The 19,377-nt window shown below is 66.9% G+C and carries 20 protein-coding genes; 5 read left to right on the top strand and 15 right to left on the bottom strand.

Translation table 11 applies throughout. The features are described from left to right. Window positions 1-92: 92 nt before the first annotated feature. Window positions 93-1,634 carry a CYTH and CHAD domain-containing protein gene (locus HF877_RS11105; RefSeq protein WP_169621230.1) on the bottom strand — a complete coding sequence of 514 codons (1,542 nt, stop codon included), beginning with the start codon at window positions 1,632-1,634 and terminating at the stop codon, window positions 93-95. Window positions 1,635-1,817: 183 nt separating this feature from the next. Between HF877_RS11105 and HF877_RS11100 the strand changes: the two genes are divergently transcribed. Then, window positions 1,818-2,363 (top strand): flavodoxin domain-containing protein, encoded by a 546-nt coding sequence (locus tag HF877_RS11100; RefSeq protein ID WP_169621229.1) that lies wholly within the window; start codon window positions 1,818-1,820, stop codon window positions 2,361-2,363. Here HF877_RS11100 and HF877_RS11095 read toward each other — a convergent pair. After that, on the bottom strand, window positions 2,342-2,848 hold the full coding sequence (locus tag HF877_RS11095) for an SRPBCC family protein (RefSeq protein WP_169621228.1): 507 nt from the start codon (window positions 2,846-2,848) through the stop codon (window positions 2,342-2,344). The genes HF877_RS11100 and HF877_RS11095 overlap by 22 nt on opposite strands. Before the next feature lie 29 nt (window positions 2,849-2,877). Continuing rightward, window positions 2,878-3,798 (bottom strand): pseudouridine synthase, encoded by a 921-nt coding sequence (locus tag HF877_RS11090; protein WP_169621227.1) that lies wholly within the window; start codon window positions 3,796-3,798, stop codon window positions 2,878-2,880. A 187-nt stretch (window positions 3,799-3,985) separates the two neighbouring features. Here HF877_RS11090 and HF877_RS11085 point away from each other — a divergent pair, with 187 nt between their 5' ends. Next, window positions 3,986-4,957, top strand: a complete 972-nt coding sequence (locus HF877_RS11085) for an alpha/beta hydrolase family protein (protein ID WP_169621226.1) — start codon at window positions 3,986-3,988, stop codon at window positions 4,955-4,957. After that, window positions 4,947-5,822, top strand: a complete 876-nt coding sequence (locus tag HF877_RS11080) for an oxidoreductase (protein WP_169621225.1) — start codon at window positions 4,947-4,949, stop codon at window positions 5,820-5,822. The genes HF877_RS11085 and HF877_RS11080 overlap by 11 nt, the downstream gene beginning before the upstream one ends. A gap of 66 nt (window positions 5,823-5,888) precedes the next feature. Here the strand turns inward: HF877_RS11080 and HF877_RS11075 are convergent, their stop codons facing one another. From HF877_RS11075 to HF877_RS11040, 8 genes are read right to left on the bottom strand one after another with little or no spacing between them, the layout of a single operon-like run. After that, window positions 5,889-6,725 (bottom strand): methylamine utilization protein, encoded by an 837-nt coding sequence (locus tag HF877_RS11075; RefSeq protein WP_169621224.1) that lies wholly within the window; start codon window positions 6,723-6,725, stop codon window positions 5,889-5,891. Beyond that, window positions 6,722-7,120: a plastocyanin/azurin family copper-binding protein gene (locus HF877_RS11070; protein ID WP_346765114.1), complete on the bottom strand. Its 399-nt coding sequence runs from the start codon at window positions 7,118-7,120 to the stop codon at window positions 6,722-6,724. Before HF877_RS11070 ends, HF877_RS11075 begins: the two co-directional genes overlap by 4 nt. Beyond that, a complete protein-coding gene (locus HF877_RS11065) occupies window positions 7,120-7,461 on the bottom strand; it encodes a plastocyanin/azurin family copper-binding protein (protein ID WP_169621223.1) in 342 nt (113 codons plus the stop codon). Before HF877_RS11065 ends, HF877_RS11070 begins: the two co-directional genes overlap by 1 nt. A gap of 10 nt (window positions 7,462-7,471) precedes the next feature. Beyond that, the gene (locus tag HF877_RS11060) at window positions 7,472-9,055 is read right to left on the bottom strand and encodes a multicopper oxidase family protein (protein WP_169621222.1); all 1,584 of its coding nucleotides are present in this window, start codon (window positions 9,053-9,055) and stop codon (window positions 7,472-7,474) included. Next, window positions 9,052-10,365 carry a hypothetical protein gene (locus HF877_RS11055; RefSeq protein ID WP_169621221.1) on the bottom strand — a complete coding sequence of 438 codons (1,314 nt, stop codon included), beginning with the start codon at window positions 10,363-10,365 and terminating at the stop codon, window positions 9,052-9,054. Before HF877_RS11055 ends, HF877_RS11060 begins: the two co-directional genes overlap by 4 nt. Then, window positions 10,362-11,051, bottom strand: a complete 690-nt coding sequence (locus HF877_RS11050) for a methylamine dehydrogenase light chain (protein ID WP_206036962.1) — start codon at window positions 11,049-11,051, stop codon at window positions 10,362-10,364. Before HF877_RS11050 ends, HF877_RS11055 begins: the two co-directional genes overlap by 4 nt. A gap of 29 nt (window positions 11,052-11,080) precedes the next feature. Then, the gene (locus HF877_RS11045) at window positions 11,081-11,680 is read right to left on the bottom strand and encodes a redoxin domain-containing protein (protein WP_169621220.1); all 600 of its coding nucleotides are present in this window, start codon (window positions 11,678-11,680) and stop codon (window positions 11,081-11,083) included. A gap of 41 nt (window positions 11,681-11,721) precedes the next feature. After that, window positions 11,722-12,297: a MauE/DoxX family redox-associated membrane protein gene (locus tag HF877_RS11040; RefSeq protein WP_240952270.1), complete on the bottom strand. Its 576-nt coding sequence runs from the start codon at window positions 12,295-12,297 to the stop codon at window positions 11,722-11,724. 374 nt (window positions 12,298-12,671) lie between these two features. Between HF877_RS11040 and HF877_RS11035 the strand changes: the two genes are divergently transcribed. Both HF877_RS11035 and HF877_RS11030 read left to right on the top strand, forming a co-directional pair. Further along, window positions 12,672-14,219, top strand: coding sequence for an APC family permease (locus HF877_RS11035; RefSeq protein ID WP_346765113.1), 1,548 nt, complete (start codon window positions 12,672-12,674; stop codon window positions 14,217-14,219). Further along, window positions 14,216-14,968: an IclR family transcriptional regulator C-terminal domain-containing protein gene (locus HF877_RS11030; protein WP_169621218.1), complete on the top strand. Its 753-nt coding sequence runs from the start codon at window positions 14,216-14,218 to the stop codon at window positions 14,966-14,968. The genes HF877_RS11035 and HF877_RS11030 overlap by 4 nt, the downstream gene beginning before the upstream one ends. Here the strand turns inward: HF877_RS11030 and HF877_RS11025 are convergent. The 4 genes from HF877_RS11025 to HF877_RS11010 form a co-directional block, all read right to left on the bottom strand. Further along, entirely contained in the window at window positions 14,952-15,689 is a 738-nt protein-coding gene (locus tag HF877_RS11025) for an aspartate/glutamate racemase family protein (RefSeq protein ID WP_169621217.1), read from the bottom strand. The two genes, HF877_RS11030 and HF877_RS11025, sit on opposite strands and share 17 nt — an antisense overlap. Window positions 15,690-15,693: 4 nt before the next feature. Continuing rightward, a complete protein-coding gene (locus HF877_RS11020; protein WP_169621216.1) occupies window positions 15,694-17,208 on the bottom strand; it encodes an NCS1 family nucleobase:cation symporter-1 in 1,515 nt (504 codons plus the stop codon). Window positions 17,209-17,273: 65 nt separating this feature from the next. Beyond that, window positions 17,274-17,996 carry a GntR family transcriptional regulator gene (locus HF877_RS11015; RefSeq protein WP_169621215.1) on the bottom strand — a complete coding sequence of 241 codons (723 nt, stop codon included), beginning with the start codon at window positions 17,994-17,996 and terminating at the stop codon, window positions 17,274-17,276. 150 nt (window positions 17,997-18,146) lie between these two features. Then, a complete protein-coding gene (locus HF877_RS11010; protein ID WP_169621214.1) occupies window positions 18,147-19,319 on the bottom strand; it encodes a sigma-70 family RNA polymerase sigma factor in 1,173 nt (390 codons plus the stop codon). Window positions 19,320-19,377 lie beyond the last annotated feature (58 nt).

The raw sequence follows: 19,377 nt of genomic DNA, 5'->3' as shown, positions 1-19,377 counted from the left end.
CGTGTCGGGGACGCCCATGTGGCTACCTCCTCAGTCGCCTGTTCTCCATCATGTCGGTTCGGTGAGCACCGTGCCAGAGTCGGAGGACCTGCTCATTCCCAGAGCTTCCCGGCCGATCCGAGGGCACTTTTCCACGCGGGTTCCAGTTGGGCTGCCTGGCGCCGGCCCACCTCGGTCTCGAGCTGATACAGGATTCCCAGGCCGAAGCTGGACTCGGCGGTGTGACCTTGATCGGAGACGATGTCCAACAGGTGTTCTCGGGAAACGACGGAGTCCTGGAACTCTCCGAGCATGTCCTGGAATTCGTCGAATCGGTCGAGGATCCGGGCGGTGCGCTTCGGATGCAGAGGAGCGATCACCTCGATCGCGTAGCGCATCCGCTTGGCGCCCTTGCGTGCCCGGTGCATCAGTTCGTCACGTTCGTGCGGATCGTGTGCTTTCCGAACGCGGGCAACACGTTTGTCGACCTTCTTCGCCACCGTAGCGACGCTGCGCGTCAGTTTCTCCGGGTCCAGCGCGGACTTACGGGATCGCGCCGGAGGGGTGCTCCCCAACCCGCCGACGAGGTCGTCGAGGGAACGCAGCATCACGAGATACCGCTCCGAATCGAGGGTCGCGAGTGCAGCGGTGCGCGCCGCGCCCGTCTTGGCCGAAAAGTACTCGTCGATACGTGATTTCGTTGCTTCGCGGTGGCGGTCGCCCGGAATCTCGTCGACCTGGCCTGCCAGGCGTTTCCACTGCACTTCCAGATCGCGCGACGGGCTGAGCCGGCGGCCGAACCACCGGAGTTCGTCGACGAGGGCGTCGCCGAGAGCGAAATCGTCGGCGTAGGTGTGCAGGGCGCTCCGGATACGACGAGAGGCCTTGCGCATGCTGTGGATCGCGTCGGGCTCGTCGCGGCGTACCGCGATGTCGGACAGTTCCAGCGCGTGGAGTTCGCGCGCGAGATAGTCGCGCAGGAAGCGGGCGGCCTCGCCGAGTTCGGGTGCCGCAGGGAGGAGGTCGCCCAGAACGCGGTGCACCTTGGACGGGCTGGGCGAGCGGACGATCCCGGCGGCGGTGAGACGTTCCTCGATGGCGTCGAGCAGTGTGGACCGGTCGCCGCGGCCCAGCGAAGAGCCCGCTTCGACCTCGATCTCCTGCCAGTGCATTTCTTCGTCGTCGCCGCCGCGCACCGCTACGACATCGTCCTCGACGACTTCTGCGAGCAGCGTCTCGTCCTTCCCGCGAATCCGGTGGCGATGCCGGGTCGTCGTGAGAAGTGCCGCGAGGGAGACCGGCAGTCCGCGCCGCACTCCGACGAGAAGATTCATCAATTCGGCAGGGGGCTCGTCCGCGGACTTCCCGTCCGCGTCGGCCAGGGGAAAGTGAAGTTCGGTCCGGGTGTCCGCCCCGTTGGGGAGCTTGACGTGCCAGCCGGCGTCGTCTCCGCCCTCACGTCGTCGCAGGGTGATTGCCGACTGCAGGAGCCGTAGGTCGGCGGTGTCGTAATACTGCGCGGACAACTCCACCGTATCCACCTCGACGACGGACACGCGCGGAAGTCCGGTCAGGTCGGGCAGTGACGCCGAGCCTCCGGCCGTGTATTTCCGTTCCGTTTCGGTGGCCGACGACACGGTGGGGCGCTGAGGCATCTATGAACTCCTGTTCGGGTCTGTGGTGGGTACCCGAATCCCACACTGCCATCCCGTGTCCGGAATGTCCCGAATCGTCGGCGTATGTGACGCGAAACGGGCGGGCGAAGGGTCCTTCGACCCTGGCCGAACAGAATGTGGCACGTGATCATGGTGCGTACTCGCGAGTAGCGGAGGATGGGCATGAGGATTTTGGTGGCTGCGGCGAGCAAGCACGGCTCCACGGCGGAGATCGCCACGGCGCTGGCCGCGGCGATGCGGCACCGCGGTGCGCAGGTCGACGTGGTGCCCCCCGAGCAGGTCGGCAGCCTCGACGGGTACAACGCCGTCGTGCTCGGAAGCCCGGTGTACCGGTTCCGATGGCTCCGGGCGGCTCGGGCGTTCGTGCGTGCGCACGAGGACGCGTTGCGTCATCGAGACGTCTTCCTCTTCTCATCCGTTCCCGTGACCAAGGGCCTTCGCGCTGCGAACAGCTCGTACGGGGTGTCGTCCGTCGAGAATCGGACGGGTGCGCGCGGGCACCGGATGCTGACGGGCAAGCTCGACCCGTCGACTCTCGGTGCGGGCGAGCGTGCGATTGCGCGGATGTGGGGCGTCAAGGCCGGTGACTTCCGCGACTGGGACGCGATCGGATCGTGGGCCACGGAAATTGTCGACAGGGTGTCGGAACGCGACGCGCCGGAGGAGAACCACATCGTCACGGCGGGTCAGGCCGACGGCCGGCGGTAGTGCTCGGCCAGCTCGGCCGCCCGTTCCCGGGGTGACCAGTCGATGGGCCGGCCCTCGAGCTGAGCTTCTATCACCTCGAACCCGGCATGCCAGCCCGCGCCGTGCGCGAGCGCGTCGTCCTCGTCCTCGGCTGTGTGGGTGAGGGTGAGCCAGCACCCGCCGGAGCCGTCCGGGGCGATCTCCCAATGCACCACGTCCGAATCCCAGAGGTACTCGAGGACGTGGCCCGGCCGCACCACCAGGATGCTGCCGTCGCTGGTGTGCCCCGAAAGCGGTCCCGAACCACCGGCGCGCTCGTCGGCGCGGTGGAACTCGACGGGTATGCCGGGCGCGAGTTCGAATTCGACGGCCGCGGGAAACCAGCACCGAAGGCATTCGGGGTCGGTGAGCACCCTCCACACCCGATCCGGCGAATAGGGGAAGGCCCGTTGGAAACGCAGGGCGACGCGGCCGTCGTAGGTACGCGAAACGGAGCCGATCTCCATGAGAACCTCCAAGACGTGAACCCGTGCCGTCAACGGGGTCCTGGTGTGTGGTGCCTCCATGCTGACAGGTTTCTGCGGCTTGCGAAGCGGGTCCGGCGACCCGTCACGGGGTCGTCGAACTCGACGGCAGCGGCGAGCAACTGCAGGGGGTTCGAATAGTCCCGGGGGGCAACGTCGTACACATCCGGATACAGATTGTCGCCGAGAATCGGGATGCCCGACGAACTCATGTGGACCCGAAGCTGATGCGTCTTTCCGGTCCGGGGACGCAGGCGGTACCGGGCGATGTCACCGTCCGTGTCGAGAAGGTCGATCCGCGTCACCGCGTTGACCGGCCCCGGCACCTCCCGTGCCTGCAGCGAGCCCCTCTCCTTGACGATGCGGCTGCTCACCTCGCGGGGAAAGACGAGGTCGTCGGCGCGGGGTGCGATCGCCTCGTATTCCTTCTCGACGAGGCGTTGTTCGAACATCATCTGGTAGGCGCGACGAGCCTCGCGACGGACGGTGAAGACGAGGACACCGGCGGTCAGCCGGTCGAGCCGGTGGACCGGCGAGAGTTCCGGCAGATCGAGTTCCCGGCGCAGTCGCACCAGAGCGGTTTCGGCCACCCAGGATCCGCGGGGTGTCGTCGCCAGGAAGTGGGGCTTGTCGACGACGAGGAGAGTGTCGTCGCGATACAGGATGTCGATGTCGAAGGGCACGCGTGATTCCACCGGAGGATCACGGTAGAGATACACGAACGAACGCTCGCGGTAGGGCGTGCCGAAGGTAATCACGGTTCCGTCTCCACCGACGACTTCGCCGTCTCGGATTTTCTCCCGGATTCGACGGGCGTCATCCGGGAAGCGCTCGAGGAGATACTCGGCTACCGTGCCCCACCTGCTGTTTTCCGGTAGACGGAGTCGTGACGGGTTCAGACCGTCGCGGATGGGGAGCGGAGCGTCGGGCACGACTCCCACGGTAGCGGGGCGTGTTTCCGCGCCTTCTGGGGCTCCGCGGGATAACGGTTGGGCTTTGCAGGATAACGATTGTGTGTAAGCCTTCAACGGGTATCCGCACCCACATAGCCTGGGTCGGAAGTGACGAATGTTACACATGTGCAAGGGGGATCTTGGTGTGAAGAACTCGTCCGGAACTATGAGCCGGCGACCGAGTCGGCGCGCTCTCGTCCGCCTGCTCGTGGCCGTGGTTCTTCCGCTGACGCTCGTGTTCACGGGGGTGACTGCGGGCACCGCATCCGCCGACCCGTATTCGCGATTCCACGAGGACTGGGTCGCAGCGCCCGGTGGCGTCGGCCAGATCAAGGTTCGCATCTGGCGCGCGAACAACGGCAGCAACAAGGCGGTCTACCTACTCGACGGGTTGCGTGCGACCGACAACGTCAGCGGGTGGGAACACGAGACCAACGCCGCGTGGCTCTCGGACCACGGCGTCAACGTGATCATGCCGGTCGGTGGTCAGTCGAGTTTCTACGCGGACTGGTACGCCCCGAGCAACTTCAACGCGCAGCCCTACACGTACAAGTGGGAATCGTTCCTGACCCGGAATCTTCCCGACCATCTCGCCGCCGTCTACGGGATCAGTCGCGGCAGCAACGCCGTGGTCGGGTTGTCGATGGGCGGCAACGCGGCACTGATCCTCGCGGCTCATCACCGCGACCAGTTCACGTTCGCCGGGTCGATGTCCGGATACCTCAACCTGTCGGCACCCGGCATGCGGGAAGCCATCCGGTTGGCGATGCTCGACGCCGGCGGCTACAACTCCGACGCGATGTGGGGCCCGCCGTGGGATCCGGCGTGGCTCCGGCACGATCCCTTCGTCGCCGCTCCCATGCTGCGGGGACTGCCGATGTGGATCTCCGCGTCGACCGGTCTTCCCGGACAGCACGACCGCCCCGACTCGGCGATCGGTGTGTTCAACACGGCGAATGCGATGGGTCTCGAGTCCATTGCCCGTGTCCAGAACCGCGCATTCCAGATACGGCTCGCCACGCTCGGAATCGACACCGCCCACTTCTCGTTCCCGATCGCCGGCACCCACTCGTGGGGCTACTGGCAGGACGAACTGTGGGCGATGCTTCCGATGATGAAGAACTCGATTGGCGCCTGACGCGTCCACGTCGCAGGTGGGCCGGACCTTCGTGGTGACCGGTCCGACCGGCGGCGTGGGGGAGGCGACGGCCATAGCGCTCGGTGCTGCCGGCGCCAACGTCGTCCTGGCGTGCCGCAACGTGGACAAAGGTGCGCGCGTCGCCGAGACGATAGGCCCGAGGGCGTCGGTGCACCGATTGGACCTGTCCGAACTGGCCTCGGTGCGCAAGTTCGCGTGCGGCTTGCGGGACACCCACGAGACGATCGACGTGCTCATCAACAACGCCGGTGTGATGGCCGTACCGCTGCAGCGGACCGCCGACGGATTCGAGATGCAGATGGGCACCAACTACTTCGGGCACTTCGCGTTGACGGGACTGTTGCTGGACATGGTCACGGATCGGGTGGTGACCGTCTCCAGCGCCGCGCATCGCCTCGGGCGCGTCGATCTGGACGATCCGAACTGGGAGCAGCGGCGGTACCACCGCGCTGCCGCGTACGCCCAGTCGAAGCTCGCGAACCTGATGTTCAGTTTCGAACTGGCTCGGCGACTCGACGCGAGCGGATCAACGGTCAGGTCACTCGCCGCACATCCGGGATATGCGGCCACCGAGGTCGGAAGCCACACCGGCACCTGGTTCGACCGGCTCTTCGGGTTCGGCAAGAAGATTCTGCAGCGCACCCCGGAGCAGGGCGCCGAATCCGTGCTCTACGCCGCCACCGAGCCGGGACTGCGAGGCGGCTACATCGGTCCCGACGGCTTTCTCGAACTCTACGGGTCGCCGCACACCGCGGGCTGCTCCGCGCGGGCTCGCGATCCCGAAGCAGCACGCCGGCTGTGGGAGTTGTCCGAGCGCGTGACGGGCGTGCGGTTCGGTCTCTGAGAACAGGTTCGACGCAGGTGCCCCGGATCCGTGAAGATCCGGGGCACCTGCGTCGGTATGCCCGTGTCAGATCAGCGAGATCGCGGCGAACGCGGCGAGGCCGACCAGAGCGGCACCGGTCACGGCCTGCACGCGGCGGTCGACGACACACATCACCGACAGGAAGCCCGGCATCGAGCCACCGCGACGGGTGTGCGCGATCGCTGCGACACTCGGCATGCACCGGCCGAGGGACACGACGGTGAACATCGCGGCGCCGAGGGCGGGCGACCCGACGGCGAGCACACCGAGCACGAGCAGGTAGTACGCGCTGGACCGGATGAAGATCAGGAATCCGGGGCCGATGATCGCGCCGAACAGCAGCGACACCTTCCACGGAGACATGGTCCGCCGCAGGTGCCGGGGCAACTGCTGCCGTCGCATCGGAGCAGGCATCGACACGACGCCGATCTCGTGCAAGCCGTAGGCCAGCGCGAACACGGCCCATCCGAACAGCAACCACAACGGGGACAGGTTCGCCGCCGTGACCGAACCGAGTGCACCGAGGACGGCGCCGGTGACGGCACCGGTGCTTACCGATCCGAGCGCGTGCCAGCCCAGTCGTCGGAGCGGGGTCGATGCTCCTTTGCGGCCGGGCTGTTTCGGGGCCGCGACGACACCGGCCACGGACATTCCGCAGGTTGACCAGTTCGCCGCGAGCGAGGTGACGAGCCCGGCGCCGACGACTGCGGCGGTCAGAGCCGTCGCCGCCGTCGGTGCCGCGAGCGTCGCGGCACCGGCGCCGGCCACTGCGGCACCGGCGGCCAGGCCGAGCCGCGCAGTGGTGGATACGGCGCCCGCGAGCGTCGGGCGGATATCGGGGAGATCGGTGGAGATCGGTTCGTGGGTGAGGACGGTGGTCATCGGAAACCTCCAGAGTCGTTGCTGTGTACGAAAGTCCCGCTCGTTTCTCGGCGGACGGTGACCGTTCCGGTCATGTACGGGTGGATCGAGCAGGTATAGGTGTAGGTGCCGGGACGGTCGAACGTGTACGAATAGGTGCCGTCGCCGGTGATCCCGCTGTCGAACTCGCCGGGCGACTCCACGTGGTGGAGGAGGCCGCCGTCGTCGAACCGCCATTCGACGGTGTCGCCGACTCCGACCGTGGCGTCCATCGGACTGAACTGCACATTGCTGATCTCGATCACCGCGTCGGGAGTGTCTGCGACGGCGCATCCTGTCAGGGGCACTGCGGCGATCCCGGCGGTGATCGCCCAGTGTCCGATTCGGTTGTGGTGCAGCATTACCGGCTGCCGCACTACTGGACGATGACGGTGCCGACCATCGACTTGTGCGGCGTGCAGTGGTACGTGTAGGTGCCCGGATCGTCGAAGGTGTACTCGTACGTGCCCTCGGTGAGCAGTTCGCTCTGCAGAATGCCTTCGAGCGGACCGTCACCCGCGACGTCGTGGGGCAGGCCGTTGTCGTCGAAGCGCCACTGCACGGTCTGTCCGGCCTCGATCGTGACCGAGGCGGGCGAATAGGCCATGTTCGCCACGTCGATGACCACGGCAGGTTCGTCCGAGGTGTCGGACGAACCGCACGCGGTCAGTACGGCGGAGGCGGCGAGCGCCACGGCAAACGGAATCAGTTTCTTCACAGCTGTCCTCTCATCGGATGTACCGCAGGTTCGCGGTCATCCCTGCCTCGAAGTGATAGGCATTGTGGCAGTGGAACATCCACTCGCCAGGGTTGTCGGCATCGAACTCGATCGCGAGTTCGGTGCCGGGGAGCACGTTGACGGTGTCGCGCCGGAGTCCTCCGTACTCCGGCACCGCGAAGGTGTGTCCGTGCGTGTGCATCGGGTGCCACATCGTGCTGTTGTTCGCCATCGTGATGCGGATCCGTTCGCCTTCGCGCATCACCAGTTTTCCGGCGTCCGGCCCGGCCATACCCCATACGTAGCGGTCCCCGGCCTGGATCAGCTCCACCCGGTAATCCCTGTCGGGCGAACGAGATTCCAGGCGGACCGAATCGGCCGGCCGCAGTGCGCTCTCGGGAAGCAGACGTCCGCCGAGTTCTGCGATCGAACCCCCGACGTCGGGGTTCGGCAGCGGCGCGGCGTCGTTCGAACGCAGTACCGACGACGCATACCCGTCCCGGCCCTCGACTTTCGCGACGATCGGCCACGAACCAGACTTCAGCGTGACGAGCACGTCGTACCGCTGCGCCATCCCGATGATGAGGGTGTCGGTGGTGGTGGGCGTGACGTCGAAGCCGTCGGCGGCGATCACGGTCAGTTCGTGGCCCGCCACCGCGAACCGGTACGGCGTCTCGGCGGCGGCATTGACGATCCGCAACCGCACGCGGCTGCCGGGTGCAGCCGTGACGACCTCGGGGTCGTTCGGCGGCCGTCCGTTGATCAGGTGCAGCGGGTATCCGATGTGCTGGGTCATGCCGCCCAACGGATCGGATGAACCGTGGCCCCCGGAGACCAGTGCCAGTGCGGCAGAACTCTCGTCGGCGGTGTGTTCCACCGCAGCGCCACCCCCGTGGCCCCCGTGACCGCCGTGACCGCCGGAGATCGCGGGATTGAGCGCGGACAGGACGGCCTCGGGAGTGGTGCCGAGTCCGTCGACCCAGTCGTCGAGAACGAGTACCGCGTCGACATCGGCGCCGGACGTGTCGTCCGGATCCTCGATCACCAGCGCACCGAACAGGCCACGATCTGCTTGCAGGCCGCTGTGCGAGTGGTACCAGTGGGTGCCCGGGTCCGGGACGACGAAGTCGTACAGGAAGTCGCCCCCGGTCCCGATCGGGTCCTGGGTAACCGGAGCGGCACCGTCCATGTCGTTGCGAATACGGATGCCGTGCCAATGCAGAGTCGTGTCCGTGGGCAGGTCGTTGCGCACCGACACGAGCATCTTGTCTCGCACGCTCGCCCGCAGTTCGGGTGCCGCCGCGCGACCGCCGTACGACCACGTGTCGACGAGACGCCCACCGAGGTCCACGGTGGCCACCGCCGCCGTCAGTGCGACAGGGACCTCGCGCCCGTTCCATCCTCGAGCTGCTTCCGCCGCCGCGATCTCGGGGTCGGTGGGAGCGATGTAGTCGAGGGCTGCTGCCGGCTCCGCCTGCTCCGAGCTACACGAGGCGGCACCGAGGCCGAGCACCCCGAGGCCCACCGCACCGGCTCCGAAGGAGCCGATGCGGAGGAAACCCCGCCGATCGAGGATGGGTCCTGACCGGGTCATTCGAGCACCTGAGGTGTCAGGAGTGTCCCGACGTCTTCGACGGTTCCCGTGACCTCCACCGAACTGACCTGTTCGCCGGTCTCGGCGGCGATCCCCACGATCGTCTGCGCGGATTCACCGTCCACCTCCGGGCCGGATCCCACCACGTACAGCGTCTTGCCGTCGACCGAGAAGGCCATGCTCGAGATGCCGGTGAGCCCGAGCGTCGCCAGATCGAGGGTCTTCACGGGCGCGAACGTGGCTGCGTCGTAGAGGTCGATCTTCACGACGTCACCGCCGCGAGCGGAGTGGGGGTGGACCACCGAGTCGGTGTACTCGATTGCGATCCGGGTTCCGGTGTTGTTGATGGCATTGCCCGCGAACCGCCCGGAGTCCTGCCCCGCGTTGCCGATCGGCGTTACGGGGTCCGACGGGAGACCGTTCGAGAAATCGAGGACGAACACGTCGCCGTTCGCCCCCACCAGCAGTGCCGAGTCGGCGTCGTCGGCCCAGGTGACCGTGCGGTTGCTGACGAAATCGTCGGGCAGGACCTTGGCCCGCGCGGTCTCGGTGGGAACACCCGCGTCGTCGATCGAGATCTGGATCAGCTCGCGCGTGTCTTCGCAGACGCTGTAGAGCTCGTGCCCGACCATCCAGGTGAACGGGCCGCAGCCGATGATCTGGAGTGCCCCGCTCTCCTTCTTCGCCTCGAGGTCGACGACCCGCACGCCGTACAAGCCGTCGTCCCAGGTCACGAAGTACTTTCCGTCGGAGGTCACCGCATTCGAGCCCGGCCGCGAGTGGACGCGCGCGTAGTCGGGGAGGAGGACCTCCGACGGCTCGAGCAGGTTGCCCGAGTACGTGCTGACGGTGAAGTCCGCGGCACCGCGCGACCCGCGGGGGCGCCACACCTCGGCCGCGAGAACGGCGGGGTCATCGGGCGTATTACCGACGAATCCGTGGATCACCGGATCCCAGATGCCCGGGCCCACGACGAAACGGCTTCCCGCGACGCCGGTCACGGGATCGAGCGCATTGAGGCCGATCTCGAGACCGTAACCGTCACCGACGGCAAGCAACTCGGTCGACTTGATCGGCTCGATCTCGGAAACGTGCACCGGTTCGGGGAAGGTGGAGCCGATCTCCTGGTCCTCGCTACCGAGACCGATGCCCTCACCGGGTGTCGTGAAAGGCACGGTCGGATAGGTGACCTCGCCGGCGGCGGGACTTTCGTCGTCGCCCGAACTGCATCCGGTGAGAACGATCGCGGCGGCGAGCGGAACGGCGATCGCGGCGGTACGGGGAATGCGCTTGCTGGATCGAGATGTCATGCTCCGGCACCGACCTTCGGACGAGCTGCGGGGCGGGTCTGGCAGTCCTCGCCGATGATGGGCGCCATCGTGCAGGTGTACGCCTGGGACTCGTCCGAGACGCACCAGATGATCTCCTGGTCGTAGCTGCCGGAGACGGGGTTGTACATGATGGCCTGCATGTCGGGTTCGCCGCAGAAGGCGTTGGAGCACGACGGTGCGCCACAGCAGTCGTAATAGGCGATCAGGTAGGTCTTTCCGGTGTCCGGGTTGGTGCAGCAGCCCACCCAGAACTCGGCGCCCGGGCGGCTGCCGGGAGCGCAGGTGGTCACACCGCCGCCGTTGCACGCCGCGCACGAGGTGCCGTCCATGTTGCACCAGCGCCAGTACTCGCACTCCGCCGGATCTTTGCCGTCGAACGTGATGAACTGCGGATCCGGGACCTCGGGGGGCGCGGGCTCCGGCGGCAGTTCCTGTGCCATCGCGCTACGGGTGACCGGCAGCGAGCTGATCAGCGCGACACCCGAGACACCCATTGTCCAGCGGCCGATCTTGCTGAGCATCGAACGGCGCGAGGTGCTTTCGGACAGCTTGCGTCCTGTGCGGCTGACGAAGGATCCACCTTTGCCCGCCATCCAGTCCGCTTGTTCGCGGACGGTGTCCTCATCGACCGGATATCGGTTCTCGGTCATGTTGTGTTCTTCCATGGCATAGGCTCCTTCTCTCTCGGGACGGGTCAGGCAGACTTCGCCTGCGCATGCAGGTGCTGGAGGGACGGAGTGCCGGACTCGAGAGCGTTGAGCAGACTCTCGACCTGGGCCATGTGGTTGCACAGGCCTTTACCGCGGATCTTGCCGTGCTCGTCGAGGATCACCCCGTACGGTGTGGTGCCCACCTGGTAGGCGATGCCCACGTCGCGGGCGTCGATGTAGCTCAGTTCGTCGCCGATATTGCTGCCGGCCAAGAACTCCCGGTGTTCCTCGGGCGTGCCGTCCGAGACGATGACGACGTCGAGATCGGTTTCGGCGCGGGCCATCGCACGCAGGCCGGGCAGCAGACTCTTGCAGGTGCTGCAACTCGGCGCGGTGAACATCAGCAACTGCGCCTTGTCGCGGTGCCCGCCCACCCGCACGGAGCGGCCGACGTGATCGACGAGCCCGGCGAACGACGGGCCGGCCTGCTCGACCTTCGGGCCGGTATCCATCATCCGCGCTCCGAGGGGACCGAGCCGGACCTGGACGCGGCCGATCTCCCGTGCGAGCGCGAGGGTCATGAGGAACAGCAGTGCGACCGCGACGGTCAGCACCACGACGGCCACCAGCAGAAATGTTGTCATCGAAGTAGTCCTATCTGTGCAAGGTGGGGCTGAAGAGAGGGTTAGGAGCCGTACCGCGACTCGGCGCTCACAGCGCGGAGTTTGATCGACGCGGAGGTCAGGTAGTCGTCGACCGGACGCCAGCCGACGTGCACGACGGCTTTGATCTGCACGACCGCGACCACAGCCAGTACGACCAGCAGGCCGCTCGCCGCTCCGATGAGTCGCTCGAGCGGAGCGATCTCCGCGGAACCGGTCGCCGCGAGGACGAGTGCGGCGACGGCGAACGATGCCGCGCGGACCGCGTGGAACCACCCGATCCTCGGCACTTCGTGGGCAGAGAACGCGAAGCAACCGCAGTCGAGATCACGCCGCCCCCGCGCCAGGTTCGCTGTCAGCCCGAACGCGAAGGCGGCGAACAGCAGTGCGGCGCCCGACGCCGCCCACACACCGGCGATCCCGAGGATCAATGCGGTTCCCACCAGAACCTCGACGAGCGGCAGCGAACCCGCCACCACACGTTCCATTCGGTGCGGCAGCAGCCGGTACCCCTTCACCACGGTCAGAAGCCCGTCCCGGTCGCGGAGCTTCGGAATGCCCGCGAGCAGGAGCGTCCCCCCGAGTATCGATGCGACCATCGCCCACAACATGGATCACGCCCTCTCTGTCGTCGGGCCAATCCTGATGAGCAGATGCGGCACTTTTGCGTCGCGCAGGAAAACACTGTGCGGTCGCCGAGTGGAAAAGTGTCCTGCAACGTTCCGGACCTGTTTGTGCTGGTCACCCGGGGCGGGGTGTGACGCGGATCGCGGCGGAGGGCAGGAAGGCGGCGTTGTGGCAGGTGGCGGGGGCTTCCCGATTTCCACTTGGATTCACACGACCGTCACGTGCGCCACACTTCTGAAAAGAATGAGACAAATGAGGCGAAGAAACCAAGTGGAAACACGGGAGTTCTACTGTTTCCGCTGGTGGCCCGGGTCCGAAGACGGGCCGACGGACGATCGGAGTGCCCGTGGCGAGCGGCAGGCGTGGCGGTGGTGGGTCACGGATCGGTGGTGCGCTGGGAGCGGCGATCGCGCGATCCCGGAATACGGCACCGGCCGTCACACCGGTGTTTTCTCCCCTGCGGGCGCTGAACCGACGTCAACTCTCGCAGATCGACCTGATCGGTCAGTCCCTGTCGACGGTGGCCCCCGCGACGGGAATGATCTTCATCGCCTCGTGGATCATTTCCGCCGATCCTGGAGTCGCAGGGCTGGCGGCGATCCTCGGCACCACCGCGGTGGTCGTCGCGGTCGCGTTCTGCATCTCCCAGTTCACCCGCCGGCTCGCTGCCGCGGGGTCGTTGTACAGCTTTGCGTTCCAGGGACTTCCCCGGCGTGCCACCCTCACCATGGGCGCGGCCCTGCTGCTCGGTTATCTCGGCATCGCGATTTCGGTTCTGGCCAACTCCGCGGTGAGCCTGCTGGGAATCGCCACCGCTCTCGGTAGTGCCGTGTCCGGGACTGTACCGCTGCTGGTGTGCGCGGGGCTCGTCGCAGGTGTCGTCGCGACCATTGCGGTACGCGGTGTCCGTCTCGCGACGCGGGCGATCCTCGTCGTGGAACTGTGTTCACTGGTGGTCATCTGCGCACTGATGGTCACCGACCCCGGGACTCCGACCTCCTCGGTCGCACCCGGCACCGCCGCAACGTTGCCGTTCCTGGCGCTGATGGTGGTGTTCGGGATGGCGGGATTCGAGAGCGCGGCGTTCTTCGGGGCCGAGGCCAGGCGACCCCTGATCACAGTGACCCGGGCAGTGCTGGTCACCCCGATCCTGTGCGGAACGGTGTTCGTCTTCGCCGGATGGGCCGCACTGACCGGGCACGCGGACGTGGTCGTGGCCGCGTATTTCGAGGGCACTGCCTCGGGAGCGAGCACCGCGATGGTGGTGGCGGTCAAGGTCGGAGTGACTTTCTCCTGGTTCGCATCCGCCCTGGGATGTGCGCAGGCGGGTTCGCGGCTGTTGCTGGCGATGGGCATCGAGGGCACCGTTCCTCGACGCCTGTCCCGTGTCCATCGACGGTTCCGCACACCGTATGTCGCAGTGATCGTGTTCACCGCCGCGGTGGTGATCGGCGCGTGGATGTACCTGGTGATCTTCCTCGGCGACTCGATCGTGTTCGACGGTTTCGTCGAGGTCGCCGTGGTCGGTGCCTACACGTTGCTCGCCGTCTCGTGTCTGAGGTTCCTGCGACGTATCGGCGAGGATGCCCGCACGACCACCGTGGTCGCAGTGGGTATCGCCTGCGTGGGCGCCGGACTGCTCGGATATCTCACGCTCTCCGGGATCAGCGACGGGCAGTGGGGGATACCGACCGCCGTGCTCGTCGTCGGACTGGCCGGCGTGGTGTGGGCGGCCGTGCTGAAGCGGCTCCGGCCGGAGTCGCTGGCGACGATGGGCGCCTTCGACAGCCCGGAAACCACCGACCTGCTGCCCGGCGCAGGCGAATTGGTACTCGACGACGACGGACGACCGCAACTCGTTTCGGCTCATTCGCTGCCGGGAGACCGGCGATGACCACCCAGTCCGACGCCGCAGTGGGGTTCGGTGGGCAGCAGCCCAAGGCTGTACAGAAAGCACTGGGAATGCTCGAGGCCGTGGCGCATCTCGGACCGGGTGCCACAGCGAAGGAAATCGCCCACTTTGCCGATGTTGCCCCCACGACCGCCTACCGGATGCTCAATCTGCTTGTTGCCGAAGGTTTCCTGGTGCGCGTACCCGACCTGTCGGGCTTCGCTCTCGGGCGGCGCACCGCCGAACTGTCCCGTGCCGCGGTGGAGACGGACACCTCACCCACACTGCACGAGACGGTCGAGGAGTTGCGCTCGCACACCCGTTTCGGGTTGCACGTGGCCTCGTTCGCCGGTGGCAGGCTGCGGTTCGTCGATCAGGACCCCGACCACGAGATCGTCGGTATCGCGCTGCTGGCCAAGAACCTTCACTCGAACGCGCTCGGAAAGGTGATGCTCGCCCACAATCCCGGGATGAGCGTGGGTCTCGAACTCCGCAAACTGACCGAGTACACCGTCTGCGACCCGGACGTTCTCGAATCGGAGCTGTCCAGGACCCGGCTCGTCGGTCACGCGTTCGAGAATCAGGAATGCCGCGTGGGACGATCGGCGCTGGCCGTGCCGATCCGCAACCACGATGCCGAGGTGGTCGGGGGGCTCTGCTTGCAGGGGTCACCGCTGCGCGTGTCCCCGGCGGAGTACGACCAGCTGACATTCCTTCACGACGGGTCGCGGTGCCTCACCGGAATGTTGTGAAGCTCTGCAGCATTCCGGAATAACGTTTCGGAGGCGGAGGCGCGAACTCGCCGCGCTTCCCTCCGGTGACGAGTCCCATGGTGACCAGCGACTGCACCGTCAGCGTTGCCGCGGTGACACCGTCGACGACGGGGACGCCGAGGTCGGCAGAGATTTGGGCGCACAGGTCGGCCATCCCCGCGCAGCCGAGTACCACGACGTCGGATCCGTCTGCGCACAACGCGTCGAGACAGGCTTCCGTGACGATCTTGCGAGCGTCCGGGTCGGTGTCGAGCGCCAGCACGGGGACTTCACACGCGTGTACACCCCGGCACGAGTCGCGCATCCCGTACCGGTCGGCGAGGTCCCGGGCCCGCCCGGTCGTGCGGCCCAGTGTCGTGACGACCGAGAAGCTCCGGCCCAGAAGGGTCGCGGTGTGCATGGCGGCCTCGGCGATCCCCACGACCGGTCCGGCCGCGATCTCCCGCGCCGCATCGAGACCGGGGTCGCCGAAGCAGGCGATCACGTAACCGTCGACACCGTCGCGCTCTCCCTTCTCGATCTCCGCCAGCAGACCAGGGACGGCTAGTGCTTCGTCGTAGTGGCTTTCGATCGACGGCGGTCCCATCTCCGGGCTGACCGCCTCGAGGCGTGTGCCCGGGCCTGCGACGGCCCGGGCACACGCCTCGATCTTGGCGGTCATCGCCCACGTGGTGTTCGGGTTGACGACCTTGAGGAACATGCGATCAGACGGCTTCCTGCGCGGGGGCGGTCTCGGGGATGCGGACTGCCCACCGGGTGCGGGTCGCGAGCAGGTGGTAGACGACGAAGCCGAGCCCGCACCCGATGAACCAGCTGTACTGCGCAGCGGCGCTCATGCCGGGGGCGTTGTTGAACAGCACCGGGGTCATCGCGACAGCCGCACCGACGACGGTGGCAACGACTGCAGCGGGGTTGTAGCCCTTGCTGTACCAGTAGGCCCCCTTCTCGGACATCGTGAACAGATCGTCGACGATCACCTTCTGCTTGCGGACCAGGTAGTAGTCGGCGATGAGAATGCCGAACAACGGGCCGATGAACGCACCGAGGGTTTCCAGGGTGTAGTGGATGACCTCCGGGTTGTTGTACAGATTCCACGGGGTGATGAGGATCGAACCGACCGCGGCGATCATGCCGCCCGCCCGCCAGCTGATCTTCTGCGGGCTGACATTCGAGAAGTCGAACGCCGGCGAGATGAAGTTCGCGACGATGTTGATGCCGATCGTGGCGATCGCGAAGGTGAGTGCTCCGAGGACGATAGCGAAGGTGGAGTCGATACGGGCGACGGTTTCGACCGGGTCGGTGATCAGTTCGCCGTAGACCGGGAGCGTCAGCGACGCGGTGATCACCACGAGCAGCGAGAAGACCAGGAAGTTGAGGGGGAGGCCGAGGAAGTTGCCCTTCTTGACGGCGCCGAACGACTTGCCGTACCGGGAGAAGTCTCCGAAGTTCAGCATGGGGCCGGAGAAGTACGAGACCACCAGGGCGATTGCGCCGAGCATGACCGGCACCGACGACCAGCCGGTGTGCGTGACATCGCCCAGCGTCAGGTCGATCGCACTCCAGCCGGCCTTCGAGATCAGGTATCCGCACAGCAGGAACATCACGACGTACACGGCGGGCCCGCAGAAGTCGATGAAACGCCGGATGGACTCCATGCCGCGCCAGAACACGCATGCCTGCAGCACCCACAGGGTGAGGAAGCTGACCCAGCCGAGAGCGGACAGCCCGGCGAACCCGTAGTCGGCGACCACGGCGTACGGGGCGAGCGAGGGAAAGAGTTTGATGAGCACCACGTCGAGTGCGGCCGAGGCGAGAAAAGTCTGAATCCCGTACCACGCCACCGCGATCAGTCCGCGGATGATGGCGGGGATGTTCGCACCCAGCACGCCGAAGACACTGCGGCAGATCACCGGATAGGGAACACCGGTGGCCTGGCTCGGTTTGGCCACGAGGTTGCAGAAGAAGTAGACGATGGTGATGCCCGCCAGGAGGGCGACGAGGACCTGCCAGCTCGCCAGGCCCAATGCGAACAAGCTCCCGGCCGTGACGTAGCCGCCGACGCTGTGTACGTCGGACATCCAGAACGCGAAGATGTTGTACGAGCCCCAGCGCTGGTTCTTCAGCGGTGCCAGGTCGTCGTTGGTGAGCCGCGGATCGTAATCGGCGGCGGGCGGACCCGGAACGGGGGCGTCGTCGCGTGGTATCAGCACTTCGGTCATGGGTGCTCCTGGGCGGTGGGGAAACTCGATGCGCCGAACGCTAATTGCGCGAGGTTGCCGCAGGATTACCCGAACTGTATATCTTCCGCGGGCAGCAGCCCGGCACCTGCCGCAAGCGTCGCGATGGCTGCGTCGAGGCGCCGGTTGTGATGCTCGTAGGCCGCGAGCAGTTGCTCGGTGTCACGCGCGAGGAACGCGTCGAGCATGGCCTGGTGTTCGTGGTGCAGGTCGGCACGTTCCGCGTCGCTCACGTGCACCATCGGCTGGACCGGTTCGGTGATGTTCCAGGCATATTCGAGCATGTGCAGAAGCCGGTGCATCCGGGACGGGCGAGCGAGCGTCATGTGGAACACGCGGCTCTCGCGGTGATAGGTGTGCGAGTCGTGCTCGTGCACTGAGCGTTCGAGTATTTTGTGTGATTGCTCGGCGAGCCGGTAGTCCTCCGGGGTGGCGTTGTGCACAGCCGCCGCGAGCGAGGCCGATTCGAGTGTTTCCCGGACGAGATACAACTCGCGCAGTTCCTCCGCCGTCAACTGGGCGACGGTGTACCCGTGATTCTGGCGATGGGTGACGAGTCCCTCACCGATGAGGGTCTTGAGTGCCTCGCGGACGGGGATGCGGCTGACTCCGAACATCTCCGCGACCTCACCCACCGGTATAGGTGTGCCCGGTGGTGCTGCGCCCGAGAGAAACACGCGCCGCAACTCCTCGAGGATCGCGTCCTGGGGCCGTCCGGGTACGTCCACTCGGAGCCGGTCGACAAGCACCGATCTGCGACGTGGCGCCACGGCGGTGGCTCCTTCCTGTCCGGCGAACACGGGCGACGACGACGCGACGGTAAGCCCCTGATGTGTCCGCTGCGTCTCGCTCGTGTGACAGCGACGAGTCGCCGGGCCCTCGGTCGACGCCGAGAACACCAACCGGCATCGGCGGGTGCGCTAGGGGGCCGCTGCCCGCGTGGTCGTCGGGAGCGTGGCGCGCGTCGTGGGCTGGGGCGTGGTCGCGGGGCGCTCGTCCCGCTCCTTGTCCTCCGAGCGACTGTCGTCCTGGGGCTTCGTCCGCCGCGGGTACCGAGTGATGTCGCGGGTTGTGGACGTGACCGACGCCTGCTGCGAGGTGGGTGCGGAGGTGCGGGCAGAGGTGGTGACCACGTTTTCCTCGACCGGAATCACCGTGCCGGCACCGGGGTAGACGGTGGTCTCGACGATGGGTTCGGCTGTGGTGCTAGAGATCGGGGGTTCCGTCGTCGGCGTCTCGGATCTGCTTACGGGAGAGGCCGTGACGACGGGTGTCTGGGACGGGGGAAGATCCACCGAACGGGACGTCGGAGAGGGTGGTGCCGACAATTCCTCGGGTTCCGAACCTGGCAGGACGACCACGGCGACTACGGCGAGGACCAGCACCGCTGCCACCGCGGCGATCGCTGCCGTTTTCCGGCGCCCACGGCGGGCGACGGGGAATCCGTTCCGGTTCAACGGTTCGATACGGCGTCCCATGTCGGCGAGTTCCGTGTCGAGGGGCGTCGCCGTGAGCACACGGTCGCGCAGGCGGCGGGGGAGCGGAACGGGCGGCACGGCCGCGAACAATCCGGTCGCATTCGGAACGGCCGGTACCGCCAGGTCGACCGCTTGCTGAGCGCGAGCGAACGGGCGGCCGTCTCCGGCGGCGGATCCGAGGATCGCGTCGATCTCCTGGTTGGTGAAATGATGGCGCACCGCCAGTTCGAGGACCTCGCGTTCGATCGCGCCGAGGCTGCCCACCGCGTCGCGGACCGCGTACAACTGGGGACGGAGCGGTGGCGCCGCGGGATCGGTGGCGGGAACGAAGCCGACCGTGCCGGCAGCACGCCCGGGCTGCGCACACTCGGAGCGGACGATCGCGTAGAGCCACGCCCGCAACAAGCCGGTGTCGCGGAGAGCGTCGATTCGGCGCACCGCGATCCAGATCGAGTCGTGCACGACATCGGAGGCAGTCGATGCGTCGACGAACCCGCAGGCGTACGCGAACAATCCGGGCGCGTACAAGTCGTACAGCCGTGCTGTCGCCGCGGGATCTCCCTGCCGCAGTGCCTCGCCGACCTCGCGGTCGGCAGACCCGTTCCGGTACGCCATCGATGCAACCCCTCCCCTTCGTCCGCGCCCCCGTGTGCCCCTGCGGGACTCGCGCCCG

Origin of the sequence: Rhodococcus sp. BL-253-APC-6A1W, from assembly GCF_012843405.1 — a bacterium.
Classification (GTDB): Bacteria; Actinomycetota; Actinomycetes; order Mycobacteriales; family Mycobacteriaceae; genus Rhodococcus.
This window is presented reverse-complemented; position numbering and strand designations above follow the sequence as displayed.

What these genes read in the sequence shown, in the direction of transcription:
- HF877_RS11105 (WP_169621230.1), bottom strand. Translation starts at nt 1,634, where the DNA reads ATGCCTCAGCGCCCCACCGTGTCGTCGGCCACCGAAACGGAACGGAAA.
- HF877_RS11100 (WP_169621229.1), top strand. Translation starts at nt 1,818, where the DNA reads ATGAGGATTTTGGTGGCTGCGGCGAGCAAGCACGGCTCCACGGCGGAG.
- HF877_RS11095 (WP_169621228.1), bottom strand. Translation starts at nt 2,848, where the DNA reads ATGGAGATCGGCTCCGTTTCGCGTACCTACGACGGCCGCGTCGCCCTG.
- HF877_RS11085 (WP_169621226.1), top strand. Translation starts at nt 3,986, where the DNA reads ATGAGCCGGCGACCGAGTCGGCGCGCTCTCGTCCGCCTGCTCGTGGCC.
- HF877_RS11075 (WP_169621224.1), bottom strand. Translation starts at nt 6,725, where the DNA reads ATGACCACCGTCCTCACCCACGAACCGATCTCCACCGATCTCCCCGAT.
- HF877_RS11060 (WP_169621222.1), bottom strand. Translation starts at nt 9,055, where the DNA reads ATGACCCGGTCAGGACCCATCCTCGATCGGCGGGGTTTCCTCCGCATC.
- HF877_RS11055 (WP_169621221.1), bottom strand. Translation starts at nt 10,365, where the DNA reads ATGACATCTCGATCCAGCAAGCGCATTCCCCGTACCGCCGCGATCGCC.
- HF877_RS11050 (WP_206036962.1), bottom strand. Translation starts at nt 11,051, where the DNA reads ATGGAAGAACACAACATGACCGAGAACCGATATCCGGTCGATGAGGAC.
- HF877_RS11045 (WP_169621220.1), bottom strand. Translation starts at nt 11,680, where the DNA reads ATGACAACATTTCTGCTGGTGGCCGTCGTGGTGCTGACCGTCGCGGTC.
- HF877_RS11040 (WP_240952270.1), bottom strand. Translation starts at nt 12,297, where the DNA reads ATGGTCGCATCGATACTCGGGGGGACGCTCCTGCTCGCGGGCATTCCG.
- HF877_RS11030 (WP_169621218.1), top strand. Translation starts at nt 14,216, where the DNA reads ATGACCACCCAGTCCGACGCCGCAGTGGGGTTCGGTGGGCAGCAGCCC.
- HF877_RS11025 (WP_169621217.1), bottom strand. Translation starts at nt 15,689, where the DNA reads ATGTTCCTCAAGGTCGTCAACCCGAACACCACGTGGGCGATGACCGCC.
- HF877_RS11020 (WP_169621216.1), bottom strand. Translation starts at nt 17,208, where the DNA reads ATGACCGAAGTGCTGATACCACGCGACGACGCCCCCGTTCCGGGTCCG.
- HF877_RS11010 (WP_169621214.1), bottom strand. Translation starts at nt 19,319, where the DNA reads ATGGCGTACCGGAACGGGTCTGCCGACCGCGAGGTCGGCGAGGCACTG.